10 protein-coding genes and 1 tRNA gene are annotated in these 12802 nt (G+C 50.6%); 7 read left to right on the plus strand and 4 right to left on the minus strand.

From position 1 onward, the window contains the following. Positions 1-3: 3 nt before the first annotated feature. From rph to hemW, 3 genes are read left to right on the plus strand one after another with little or no spacing between them, the layout of a single operon-like run. Positions 4-738, plus strand: coding sequence for a ribonuclease PH (gene rph, locus AC8GFP_RS02210; protein WP_506609805.1), 735 nt, complete (start codon positions 4-6; stop codon positions 736-738). Positions 739-747: 9 nt separating this feature from the next. Beyond that, on the plus strand, positions 748-1353 hold the full coding sequence (rdgB, locus tag AC8GFP_RS02215) for an RdgB/HAM1 family non-canonical purine NTP pyrophosphatase (RefSeq protein ID WP_506609807.1): 606 nt from the start codon (positions 748-750) through the stop codon (positions 1351-1353). Continuing rightward, positions 1350-2576, plus strand: a complete 1227-nt coding sequence (gene hemW / locus AC8GFP_RS02220) for a radical SAM family heme chaperone HemW (protein ID WP_506609809.1) — start codon at positions 1350-1352, stop codon at positions 2574-2576. The genes rdgB and hemW overlap by 4 nt, the downstream gene beginning before the upstream one ends. A gap of 76 nt (positions 2577-2652) precedes the next feature. On the opposite strand, the gene AC8GFP_RS02225 is transcribed toward hemW, so the two are convergent. The 4 genes from AC8GFP_RS02225 to AC8GFP_RS02240 all read right to left on the minus strand — a co-directional run bounded on the left by AC8GFP_RS02225 (position 2653) and on the right by AC8GFP_RS02240 (position 7971). Continuing rightward, complete coding sequence (locus AC8GFP_RS02225) at positions 2653-5514, minus strand: YjbH domain-containing protein (protein WP_506609811.1); 2862 nt, start codon at positions 5512-5514, stop codon at positions 2653-2655. Then, positions 5511-6149, minus strand: a complete 639-nt coding sequence (locus AC8GFP_RS02230; RefSeq protein WP_506609813.1) for a YjbF family lipoprotein — start codon at positions 6147-6149, stop codon at positions 5511-5513. The genes AC8GFP_RS02225 and AC8GFP_RS02230 overlap by 4 nt, the downstream gene beginning before the upstream one ends. Before the next feature lie 92 nt (positions 6150-6241). After that, complete coding sequence (locus AC8GFP_RS02235; protein WP_506609814.1) at positions 6242-7048, minus strand: hypothetical protein; 807 nt, start codon at positions 7046-7048, stop codon at positions 6242-6244. 125 nt (positions 7049-7173) lie between these two features. Beyond that, entirely contained in the window at positions 7174-7971 is a 798-nt protein-coding gene (locus AC8GFP_RS02240; RefSeq protein ID WP_506609816.1) for an outer membrane beta-barrel protein, read from the minus strand. Between the two features lie 97 nt (positions 7972-8068). Between AC8GFP_RS02240 and AC8GFP_RS02245 the strand changes: the two genes are divergently transcribed. From AC8GFP_RS02245 to AC8GFP_RS02260, 4 genes are all read left to right on the plus strand, one after another. Next, positions 8069-10642: a polysaccharide biosynthesis/export family protein gene (locus tag AC8GFP_RS02245; RefSeq protein WP_506609818.1), complete on the plus strand. Its 2574-nt coding sequence runs from the start codon at positions 8069-8071 to the stop codon at positions 10640-10642. 4 nt (positions 10643-10646) lie between these two features. Next, the gene (locus AC8GFP_RS02250; RefSeq protein ID WP_506609820.1) at positions 10647-11828 is read left to right on the plus strand and encodes a Wzz/FepE/Etk N-terminal domain-containing protein; all 1182 of its coding nucleotides are present in this window, start codon (positions 10647-10649) and stop codon (positions 11826-11828) included. A gap of 109 nt (positions 11829-11937) precedes the next feature. Continuing rightward, a tRNA-Ser gene (locus AC8GFP_RS02255) sits at positions 11938-12025 on the plus strand. Between the two features lie 25 nt (positions 12026-12050). After that, on the plus strand, positions 12051-12740 hold the full coding sequence (locus tag AC8GFP_RS02260; protein ID WP_506609822.1) for a response regulator transcription factor: 690 nt from the start codon (positions 12051-12053) through the stop codon (positions 12738-12740). Positions 12741-12802 lie beyond the last annotated feature (62 nt).

Consider the following 12802-nt stretch of genomic DNA (forward strand, 5'->3'; position numbering starts at 1 on the left):
CTCATGACCAAAACCACCATCGCTTCACGCCAAACCCGCGCCGCCGACGAATTGCGCCAAGTGCGCATCACGCGCCACTTCACCATTCATGCCGAAGGTTCGGTGTTGATTGAGTTTGGCCACACCAAAGTACTTTGCACCGCCTCCGTTGAAGAAAAAGTGCCGCCCCACAAACGTGGCAGCGGCGAAGGCTGGGTCACGGCCGAGTACGGCATGCTGCCCCGCGCCACCCACACCCGCAGCGATCGTGAGGCCGCCAAGGGCAAGCAAAGCGGACGCACCCAAGAGATTCAACGCCTCATCGGACGTTCATTGCGGGCCGTGTTTGATTTAAAAAAACTTGGTGAACGCACCATTTCTCTGGACTGTGATGTGTTGCAAGCCGATGGCGGCACCCGCACCGCTGCCATCACAGGTGCGTTTGTGGCTGCACAAGACGCGGTGAACAGTTTGATCAAAAGCGGCAAGCTCACCAACAGTCCGATCATCGGCCACGTGGCAGCCATTTCTGTCGGTTTGTTGCACGGTGTGCCTTTGCTGGACTTGGAATATGTGGAAGATTCGGTGTGTGACACCGACATGAACGTGGTCATGACCGGTGCGGGTGGGTTCGTGGAAGTGCAGGGCACGGCTGAAGGCGCGGCCTTCACACGAAGCGAAATGGACAGCTTGTTGGCACTGGCTGACAAAGGCATTCGTGAATTGATCGACTTGCAAACGGCCGCCTTGGCCACCTGAGGAACTGCCGTGAAAGAAATTGTGTTGGCGTCCAACAACCAAGGCAAGTTGCTTGAGCTGCAGGCCATGTTTGCCCCTTTGGGCTTGCTGTTGATTCCCCAAGCTGCGTTGAACATCGCGGAGGCGGAAGAGCCGTTTTTCACCTTCGTGGAAAACGCCCTGGCCAAAGCGCGTCATGCCAGTCACCACAGCGGCTTGCCAGCATTGGCCGATGACGCTGGTTTGTGCGTGGACGCCTTCAATGGTTTGCCGGGTGTGCAAACGGCGTTTTATTGCACCCAGTTTGGCTACCTCAAAAGCGACGAAAACAACCGCAAAGCGCTACTGGAACAAATGGCGAACCAGACCAACCGCAGAGCAGCCATGGTGAGCACCTTGGTAGCGGTGCGTTATGCACAAGACCCCGAGCCACTCATCGCCGTGGGCCGTGTGGTGGGTGACATCACCCATGAACCCCTGGGCACCAACGGCTTTGGGTTTGATCCTGTGATGTTCATCCCTTCTGAGGGACAAACTTTTGCACAGATGACCGAGGATAAGAAAAACAGCCTCAGCCACCGCGGTCAATCCTCGCGGTTGATGCGCGACCTGATGCGCGAGCGTTGGCTGGCATGAGCTTGGATCTGGCGCAACTGATGCGCCCCGGCACCCTGAATTTGCCTGCCTTGCCACCCTTGTCGGTTTATGTGCACCTGCCTTGGTGCTTGAAGAAATGTCCCTATTGCGATTTCAACTCGCACGAGTGGCGCAACAGTTCCACCATCCCCATTCAAGCGGATGCGCAAGCCCTGCCTGAAACCGCCTACTTGGATGCGCTGTGTGCCGATTTGGAACACAGCCTGCCCCTGATTTGGGGGCGCCCAGTGCACAGCATCTTCATTGGCGGCGGCACACCCAGTTTGTTTTCTGCTGCTGGGATTGCAAGGTTGGTGAGTGATTTGCGGGCGCGCTTGCCACTCGTGCCCGACTGCGAAATCACCATGGAAGCCAACCCAGGTACGTTTGAGAAAGACCGGTTTCATGCGTTTCGTGCAGCGGGTATCACGCGGTTGTCCGTGGGTGTGCAAAGTTTCAACAACACCCATTTGCAGGCCTTGGGCCGGGTGCATGACGCTGACCAGGCCCATGCCGCTGTGCAAGAGGCTGCTTTGGCGTTTGACACTTTCAATATCGACTTGATGTATGCGCTGCCCGGGCAAAGCATGGCGCAGTTGCAGCAAGACTTGGGCACTGCTTTGGCCTTGAAGCCACCGCATTTATCCATTTACCACTTGACGATTGAGCCCAACACCTACTTTGCCAAACACACGCCCAGCGATTTGCCCGAAGAGGATGATGCCTACGACATGTTGGATGTCATCACCGCACAAACCGCCGCACATGGTTTGCAACGCTATGAAGTGTCAGCCTTTGCAAAGCTTGGGCATCGGTGTTGGCATAACACCAACTATTGGCAGTTTGGTGACTATGTAGGGCTTGGTGCAGGTGCCCACAGCAAGATCAGTTTCCCGCACCGCATCTTGCGCATGGTGCGTCACCGTGAGCCCAAGCTCTATATGGAACGTGCTCTATCGCACGCCGCTGTGGCGCAAAGCAACGAGGTCGGTCGCGCTGAGCTGCCTTTTGAGTTCATGCTGAATGCATTGCGCTTGAAAGAGGGCTTTGACTTGGCTTGGTTTGCCGACCGCACCGGCTTGCCCTTGTCGGCCATCGAGTCTGCCTTGCAGCAAGCGCAGCAGCAAGGCTGGCTTGAACGTGACTTGCAGCGCATCAAGCCCACCGAGCGCGGATTTGACTTTCTAAGCGATTTACAAGCGCTTTTTTTAAAAACCAGTTGAATTAAGAAAAATCTAAAGCGTCTTTGTGATTCTTCATAATCATTCTTAGGTAGTTAAAACAAAATTGCATATGACCCTATCGTGGTAAGCCAAAAGGGTTGGCTGGGGCAAATCCCGTATCTCGCTCACTTCGGGCAGAGGTGGCACTGATCAAAGAGAAACTGCGGTTCAAGCGCGCACCACCGTCCCTGGTCAGGGGCTGGTAGACCAAATTGGCCACACTTCCACTGCGGGTCGTGGTCATGACGTCAAACGGTATTCGAAGATACATGCCCTTGTCAAAACTGCCTTCACCAAATTTTTCAGCGGACACATTGGTTTTGGTAACCCAAGCACCCAAAGACACGCCGTTGTCAAAGTATTTGCTGAAGTCAATCGTGGCACCAATATCACCCGCCAGATAACGACCCACATTCAAACGCAAATGCGTCGATTGCCAACCTGTGTCCCAATAGGCCGTTGCATGTCCAGTTGTGACACGGTATCCAGTTTGTTCTGCGACATCGTTGAAACCAAAAAGTTGATCAAAATCTCGCTGCTGTACACGATTGACGTCAACACCAAATGCCAAGGGGCTGTGCCAAGGGCGATAGAGCCACTCTGCCCCCAACCCGCCGTAGCTGGTTTCTAAATAGCCAGCATAGAGACTGTAAAAATGGTTGTCATGAATTTGACCAAAGTGGGTGATTTGTAAATTAGGAATGTTGACATCAGACGCCGTCATGTACTCACGCAGGTAGGTTCTAACGCGGGGTAAATTACTCGGCCCTGTGTATTTGAAGTTGTCGTAGTTGTCCAGCAGGTGAAGACTCAAGGCGCCAGAGATGAACAGATTTTCTGTGAGTCTGAGTTGCATCGGGAAAGCAACACCAGCGCTAAACAGGAGAAACCCGTCCGGGCCGCCGATGTTTTGCTGCCAACTGGGAACCACGGCAAAACCAAACATGGAGGGCGTCTGCTCCCAAATCAAATCATAAGTTGAATCTGTTGACTTCAGGGGTGGCTGTGCCAGCAAAGGATCAGTTCTCTGCGAGGGTGGCAAAAACTGCGATTGCTGCGTGACCCATTCACGCCTGTTGATGATGCGCTCGCTCAAGCCCAAACCTTGCTCAACGATACTCAATTCAAAAGAATCAATCTCCGTTGGCGCATCCCGATTGAGTACAGCAATGATTCTCTCAATGCGATCGTTCCAATGCGCGCCGGAAGTTCCTTCAAGAAGAATACGAAGGGTTGTATTTTGGCGGTAAATACGTTGAACGCCCCAGCCACTCATATCCCTGACGTCAGCAGCTGTCGTCGTCCACTCCAGCGGTATGTCCAATTTTTTGTACATCGGCTGAGCGTTGATTTTGGGGGCGGGCGGGTCCGATACTTTGGGTGCCGCCATTTGAGCAACCGAGGTGTGCAGCGTCAAGCCAAAAACCACCGCATTGCCGCGCTCAACCCCCAAAGAAAGCTGGGTACTGGGGTATAGCTGGTAAGTAAGCCCAAGGTTGAAAGGTGTTTTTTGAACCCGGTTATTAGCCTGCGGTTCATGTTGATAGTCGTTACCGTCGTACTCCAATTTGACAACCCATTTATCCCAAGGCGTGTGATATTGCAGCCCACCAAAGAGAGCCGTTGGGCCTCGGAAATAGGCGGCAGTATTCGGTGTGCCGCCAGTAGAGACATAGGCACCACGCGTGTTGAATTTTGGACTCAACTTGGTCAGGGGATTGGTGATGTTGCCACTTGATCCCAAATAGCCCCATGCCATACCGGCGCTCAAGTCAAAATCGCCATGTCGCTTGCCTGCGACCAGGTATTCGCTGGAAAACAGACCTGTGCCGCCCAGATCCACAAATCCGACGGCAAGCTGGGGCAGGTAAGCGCTCTCTGGCCACAGTCTGACTTTGAGGTCGATGCTTTTATCTTTGTAAGTCTGGTCGCCAGAAAGCTCGGCAGGACCATACAGTCGGTTGAGGATGTTGGTGTAGCGAAAGCCAGCTTCTAACCATTCAAAAGGCTGCAAAAAAACATTGCTGCGATCGTAGGGGTAGATTCGGTTGTAATTGAAGCGCGCTTCTCCAGGCTCCGCCATGCGCGCGCTGGGGGTCTCAAGCAAGCCAATGACGCCCCAATTGTTGGCACTCAACATGGGGTCGCGGGCTGGCACGCCAGGTGTCATTTGAATGCCGCTATTGGGCGTTGCAGTCTCAAAAGCAGAAAGAGTTTGATCGTAATTTTGAGTGGAGAGAAAGCTCGTCAGAAAATGCGTTGCTGCCTCGGACCAACCACTGTCTCTGTAGGGTGCCCAAATTAAAGCGCCCGGCGCAGGTTCAGCCTGGGCGTTTTCGTTCCAAGACGCCACTTCAAAACGCTGCACATTGCCATCAGCTTGAATCACCCACGCCTGATCAATCAAATGCCAATTCTTCAAATCACACGCGCTCAAATAGTTTTTGGTTTGTGCACCACTTTGATGGGCCATGGTGCAACGAGTGCCATTTGGGTAGATGACACTCACCGTTGAAGGGCGAAGGGGCACAGACACGGCATGATCTGCAGCCAAAATCGGGTCTTTCTTGGGATGCGCTTGAAGCCAGCGTGGGTCCGACTGATCAAGCTTGACACGACCGGTGACAGGCAAGGATTCGACGGCGTTGATGAAACTGGCGCTGATGGCAACCTTAGCGGCTTTCAGCAGCGCTATTTCCTCTAGCAAAGACTGTTTGACCAAGCTTTGCGGCTCTAATTCCTGAGGAACCATCCAGGCGGTGGCCGGCGCGTAATGAAGCGCATGGGGTGTCTGACGCAAAAGCCAATCACTGAGACGCTCTCCATTGACAGGTTGCGCCATCAAAGGGCCAGCGGGGGACGTATTGGTCTGCGCTTGAATACCCAAAGGAAGGCATGCGAGCGCGCTACAACAAATGGCAATCAGTTTCCAAGTCATGGTGTGAGAGGCCAAATTTGCCATGTGAAACAAAAATCTTTGGACAGACATTGGTCGGCATAAACCACTGAGGGTAGGCCATCTTTCATTTGCAGTCCATACCGAGCTGATGGCAGACCATGGTTTTGATCAAGTACTTTTTCCTCAAACCACCGTAAATCAGAGGGCGGCAAACCTTTTAACAGGGCATTGTTTGGCGTGGGGATTTGGTCGAGCGACAGCTTTTGTTGAATACCAAACCGATACCCTGGCATTTCATCGATTTCTCGCTTGAATTGAAGGCTGTTGTGCTCAAGCAAATGCGCCCATGAAGGCTGTTCTTTGTGCCGGACCGCGCGCCAGTCAACTTCCAGCCCCGTGGTGGACAGGATGCGACCGTTTTGCATGCGAAGCACTTCTCCTTCAGCACTGTACCAAGTCTCGATGGGACCCAAGTCATGGGGCTCTTTGTATCCAAGCACCAACAAAATGACTCTGCCTTTGACAGTCACGCGCAGATACCGAAGCTTGGGATTGAGAGGGGTGGCGTCTACTTGCTGGCCCATGCCCAAAGCATCAGAAAGGGTCAATGTGACTGGCGTGTGTCCACACGCTGTCATGGCCAAACCAAGCAAGATGAAAACAACTATTCGCATGGGGATCTGAAGCACACCGATTCAAGAGTTCAAAAAAAAACCGGGGCAGGTGCCCCGGGTTTTTTTACGGCTTATAGTGAATTGTCGGCTGCTCAGAACTTGATAGAGCCTGTTGTGCCAGAAGTCCCAGTGGTGCCGGATGAAGTAGCGATGCTTGTTCCAGTGATGCCAAGGGCAGTCAATGTAGCGCGATAGCTCACGATAGCTTCATTTGCGGCAGTTTGGGAAGCCAAAGCGGCAGTGTATGACCTTGCAATTGCTGTATCAAAATTAGCAGGAATGGCTATATTGAATGTAACGAGTGCCGCTCTCAAGTCAAGCAAAAGTTTGTGCGCATAAAGCGCATGTTCAGCTGCCAACTTGGCTGAGTAGGCTGCTTTGTATGAGAGGTTGGCCAGTTCGGCTTTGGTACATGTGGTGGCGGCAGCACAAACCGCGGCAGATACGCCGAGCTTATTGGCAGCAGCCAGGTTGGCGGCTGCAACCTTAGCCTCTGCTGCCGAGTTCTTTGCAATTTCGATAGCGGCAAAAGCGGCATTATAGGCATCAGTCAAAGTGACGTTACCTTCAACAAGAGCCTTAACTTCTGCCAGGGCAAGCTCTTGCTGGGCATTGGCAGCAGCAGCTTGTGTAGCTCCGACAGCAGCGGAAGCGGCCGCTGCAGCAGAGTTCTCAGAAGCAGTTTTGGCAGTTCCGGCAACTTCAGCAGTTCCGCTGTCGCCACTTGTCAGGGCGGCAACAACTGCAATGCCGGCAACGGCTGCAACCACTACGCCTGTGGAGACACCGCCGACAGCAGAGCCAGTGGCTGCATTGGCACCAGCGCCTTCGTTGGCATGCACTTGAGCAGAAGCAAAGACGACAGTGGCAAGAATAATGGAAAGTTTGGAAAGTTTCATAGCGAGTTGGCCCGAAAAAGTTGTTGGAACGAGTCTACTGTAATGCATTTTGGATAGATTGCAAAGAATTATAAAAATACAACAAACTAAAAGTTGGGAAATTTATTGAATAATAAAATATTGACTTAAAAATGATAATTAGCTTTTATGCCTACTTCATAAGTTTTGTTCATGGGTTCAATGAAACCTTTATCAATATTTGAGTCAGCAACTTTCCAGTATGAAAGGCTTGGACCAAAGGATATGTTGCCAAAACGCGCCATTGTGGACAGCCTGAAACCATGTCCAGTTTTCTGCTTCATGCTGAGATCTCCAACGGTGGCATTGAAATCCGACATTTTCGCTTTGTGTAAACCTTGCAACAAATGGATGTACTCAACTGTGGTTGACAGCACATACAGATCAGGCATCTTGGTTTTATGGGTCACGCCCACCGGGATGCTGACGTAACTCGTGTCCCGTCTGTAGCCCCTTGGATGGCGACGCAAGTCGTTGTGCGAGTGGCGAAGACCTACACCAACATATGGAGCCAACACAAAGTTAGAAAAGGCAAAGTCCTTGCCTAGCAGCAAGCGTCCCTCTGCATACCAATTGATGGTGTCACTGATAGAACCACTGATCGGACTTTGATAGTCAGCTGCCCCATTGGCATAGCGCAAGTCGCCGTGGATGAACCAAAGCATGTCTTGCTCAGGCCATTCTGTTTTGAAGGCGTAGGTTCCAGCGTATTCAATTCCGGCAGTCGTGGCTTTGAGGGACATGTAGCCAGGTTCTTCATAGTTGTAAGCAGAGAGCGAAACGCCTACACTGTTTTCTGTCGTGGTTGCCATGTCCGCCGACTGGGCTGGGATGGCACACAGCAAAAGAAGTGCCGAAACCAATGGTCCCATGAAGGACGTCGTGATGATGCTGTCATAATTCATAAGAGTAACCTACTTCATTGCAACCAACGTTGTTGTCATTATGACCTGCCGATGAAAGTAACAATGGTATTCAGATCAATTGGAATTAGATACTTCGATGAAAAATTCAAAGAAATTGCATAAACTTTTAGTTTGCTCTACTTTAGCACTCGTGTCTTTTGGCCTTTTGGCGCAAAACTTGCCATCTACACAACTTCCCAACACTGGTTCTATGGGTACAGGCACCAACGGTGCAAATCTAGGTGCCATGGGCTTGCCCAATTCTCCCAATGTTTTGCGATCGGTAGAAAACAGAGCGCAAACCCAAACCATACCTGCCTACGAATTCAGCCCGCTTCCAGCCAATGATTTTCAGCGTTTTGTTTTGCAAAATTCTGGTCAATCTTTGCCAATTTATGGCAGAGAATTTTTTGACAATGTCAACCAAACCAAGCAATTATTCAATCCCACAGTATCGCCCCCTGCTTTTTCTGCTTCAGAAAACACGCCTGTCAATCCTGGCTATATTTTGGGTACTGGCGACGAACTGGTGATCAGAGGATGGGGTTCATTGGATATTGATGTTCGTGCAGTGATTGATAAATCAGGTCAAATCAATTTACCCAAAGTAGGCAGTATCGGCTTGGCTGGAGTCAAGTTTTCTCATGCTGAAAAAATCATAGATTCTCACCTTCGAAAGCTGTATAAAAACTTTGAAATCAGCCTCACCATGGGGCAGCTTAGGAATATCCATATTTATGTTGTGGGCCAGGCCAGGCGTCCTGGCAACTACACCCTCAGTAGTCAATCCACTTTAGTGAGTGCTTTGTTTGCAACTGGCGGCCCTGGCTTGGTGGGTTCGATGCGCAATATTCAACTCAAACGAGACAACCAAGTCGTCACAAGTTTGGATCTGTATTCTTTTCTATCTCAAGGCAATACAACTTCTGACATCAAGCTTTTAGATGGTGACATCATCGTCATTCCTCCCGCCGTTGCTTATGTGGCCATCAGTGGCACCGTGAACATGCCTGCTGTGTATGAGCTTAAATCTCCATCGGAGAATTTGGGTCAATTGTTGGTTTATGCGGCTGGACTGCCTGCGGTTGCCGACCCCAGGAAAATCAACCTTCAAAGGCTTGACCCGTTGAGCAATCAGCCTCGTCGACTGATCGAGTTGACCATGGATGCGCAAGGTTTAAGCACCAAACTTCAAAACGGTGATTTGATAACGGTTGATGCGCTTGTTCCTCGGATTGCCAATTCGGTGACCTTGCGTGGTGCAGTGACTAAACCTAAAACAATTCCTTGGTTTGAAGGGATGCGAATTCGTGACTTGATACCCAGTCGAGAGGTATTGGGTAGCTCAGATAATTTACGTCGTAAAAATCAACTTCTTTTTGACAATTTCGAGCTTGAGCGGGCGCAAAGAGACAAGACAAAATTACCCAAAGACTTGGTTGATGCAGATATTGCCGATGCAGAACTGGCCATTCGGCTGGGGATGAATCGTGCAGATGGTAATCGTGCAGATGGTAATCGTGCAGATGGTAATCGTGCAGATGGTAATCGTGCAGATGGTAATCGTGCAGATGGTAATCGTGCAGATGGTAATCGTGCAGATGGTAATCGTGCAGATGATAATCGTGCATACGATAACAGCGCTTTATCAAAGGACAAAACGCTTACTGAAAGTATTCGTCGATTGGTCGAAGAAATTAATTTTGACTACGCATTGGTGGAGAGAACCAATCAGTCCACTGTCAGCGTCGAGATGTTGTCATTCAACCTTGCTGCTGCGCTTGACAATCTCGAAGGACCAGACAATCTGACTTTGAAACCTGGCGATGTTGTGACTGTTTTTTCTGCGTCCGATGTTCGACTGCCTCTATCAAAGCGCAGGGTCAATGTGTTGATTGAGGGTGAAGTGAACCGTGCAGGGATTTATTCAGTCAGCCCTGGTGACAACTTGGCAGAGCTTATTTCGCGTGCAGGTGGACTGACTTCCAATGCTTATTTATTTGGTGCTGAATTTACCCGTGAAGAAGTGCAAAAGTCCCAAAAGGCCAATTTGGCAAGACTGATTACCCGCATTGAAAATGAAAGCCAATCCAACCTGACCAGTTTGGCTCAAAATGCTGGGGGCACATTGGATGCAGCCACATTGCAAGCTCGCTTGGCCATTGCCAAAGAGGAGCAGTTGCAGACCATCAAACGACTAAAAGAGCTTCAGCCTTCAGGTAGGATTGCGCTGTCTCATCCCGCAACCGAAACCAATCAGCTTTCAAAGCTTCCAAACATCAGCCTGCAACCCTTTGATCGTCTTTTGATTCCATCAAAACCCGACTTTGTCTATGTCATAGGTTCTGTGAATACCGAGTCTGCTCTTTTGTACAACAAAGGTCAGACTGTAGGGAGCTATCTGAAGTTATCGGGCGTCAGCTCCGGTGGTGACATGGAGAACATCATCTTGGTCAGAGCAGATGGATCTGCACTGAGTAACGAAGAAAAGTTCTGGCGAGACAACAAAATATTTTCTACCGTGGTCATGCCTGGCGACACCATCGTTGTTCCTGAAAAAGTCAATAAAGAATCCACCTGGAACACCATCGTTCGAAATGCCAAGGATTACACGCAGGTTCTTTATCAACTGGGTCTTGGTGCCGCAGCCTTCAAAACTCTCAGAAACTGATGCCATGAGTGAATCACTTTCCCCTACTCAAAGCATCGTATCAGATGATGACGAAATCAGCTTGATTGACTTGTTGATCGCACTTGGCGAGGAGAAGCTGAGTCTTTTCTTGGTTCCGTTATTCACGACATTGGCGGCCATTGGCGTTGTATTGACGATGCAACCGGTTTTTACAGCAAAAACGCTGGTGATGCCGCCTCAGCAAAGCCAAAGTAGCGCTGCATCAGCCCTGGCCAGTTTAGGTGCCTTGGCTGGCATGGCTGGTGGAGCCGCGGGTATCAAAAGCCCCGATGAAATGTACATTGCGTTGATGGGCAGTGAAACTTTACAAAATTCAGTGATTGCCAAGTTGCAACTACAAGCGCGATATGCAACAAAAACCATGGCAAGCACGCGCCAGCAACTTAAATCAGCCATGAAATTGTCAGCGGATAAAAAATCTGGTCTTTTATCCATCGAGGCAGATGATCGCGAACCTGCTTTTGCAGCCCAGTTGGCGAATTTGCACGTTGAAGAATTGCGACTTTTACTCACCAAGTTGGCTGTTACTGAAGCTCAACAAAGGCGCGTTTTCTTTGATCAAGAAATCAAGAAAGTGCAACAAGAGTTGATCAATGCCGAATCCGTATTCCGCGAGGCCAAACAAAAATCAGGGATGCAGGTGACTGCTGTCTTGGCTGAGAGTGGTGTCCGAGCCAGTGCAGAATTGCGGGCCCAAATTGCAGCCAAAGAAGTGCAAATCCAGGCCATGAGCCGCTTTGTCACGGGTCAAAACCCTGAAATGCAGAAAACAAGCAGTGAATTAGCTGCGATGCGTTCCCAGCTGTTCAAGCTTGAAAACGGCGAGGGCCGTGCTGCACTCAGCAGCCCAATCCAGCAGTTGGCTATTCAAAGTTACAGAGAAATCAAGGTCCAAGAAGCCAAATTAGAAGCGCTGATTCGACAATTTGAAATGGCTCGAATTGATGAGGCCAAAGAAGGACCGTTGATCCAGCAAGTTGATCCTGCGATGCCGCCAGAACAAAAATCCAAGCCCAACAGAACTTTGATTGTCATGGTGGCTGCTTTAGCGGGATTGTTTGCCGGTGTCCTGATTGCTTTTGTGCGTCGGGCCTTGCGAGTCAATTCAATCAATCCAGAGGGTGCTGCTCGCATGCAAGCCCTAAAACGAGCTTGGCGGTTCTAACAATCTTGAAATGACGCTATCTGATGCAGTGAGTTGACGATCTCTGCTTGCTGATGAAATAGCAATTAATGGCAGGTAGAATTGGCCTGGTTAAGACCCACACGGACATGGAAGCGTGGCAGAGTGGTCGATTGCACCGGTCTTGAAAACCGGCAACCCGCAAGGGTTCGTGAGTTCGAATCTCACCGCTTCCGCCAAACCATGCATTCAGGGCATCCAAGCATGCGTATTTTGCTGATTGAAGATGAACCCAAGATTGCATCCTTTGTCATCGAAGGCCTGCAAGCCGCAGGCATGCATGTCGACTCCATTGACAACGGCTTAGAAGGCTTGCAAAGCGTTCTGCTGGCCCAGCACCATTTGGTGGTACTGGACATCATGTTGCCGGGCATGGACGGCTACGAACTCCTTCGCCAAGCCCGGACCACCGGCATCACCACACCGATCATTGTGCTCAGCGCAAAGGCTGACTTGCCAGATCGTCTGCTTGGTTTTGACATGGGGGCCAACGACTATTTGGCCAAGCCTTTTTTCATTGAAGAACTGATTGCACGCATTCGGGCCTTGCTGGGGCGCCAACCTGGGCGCAATGACAATGTCGTGTCGGTAGCGGGCGTCACCCTCAACCGTGTCACCCGACAAGTGCAGTGGATGGATCAAAGCACGGGATTGAGTCAGCGCGAGTTCATGCTGTTGGACTACTTGATGCGCTCGCCGGGCTATATCTTTTCGCGCAAACAAATCTTGCAGCATGTATGGAATTTCAGCTTCGATCCGAACACCAATGTGGTGGATGTGTGTGTGCAGCGCATTCGAAAAAAATTGGTGACGGACAAAAACCTTACGCAGTCTTTTCCCTTGCAGGCCATTCGTGGCGTGGGCTATCGAATCAGCACTGAAAGCCTCGCTTGAAGAAGTCGTTTCGCCTGAGGTTGATGGTTATTTTTGTGCTTTGTATAGCGGCAGTCACGCTG

This window comes from Limnohabitans simekii (SeqCode), from assembly GCF_965234735.1.
Taxonomy (GTDB): Bacteria; Pseudomonadota; Gammaproteobacteria; order Burkholderiales; family Burkholderiaceae_C; genus Limnohabitans; species Limnohabitans simekii.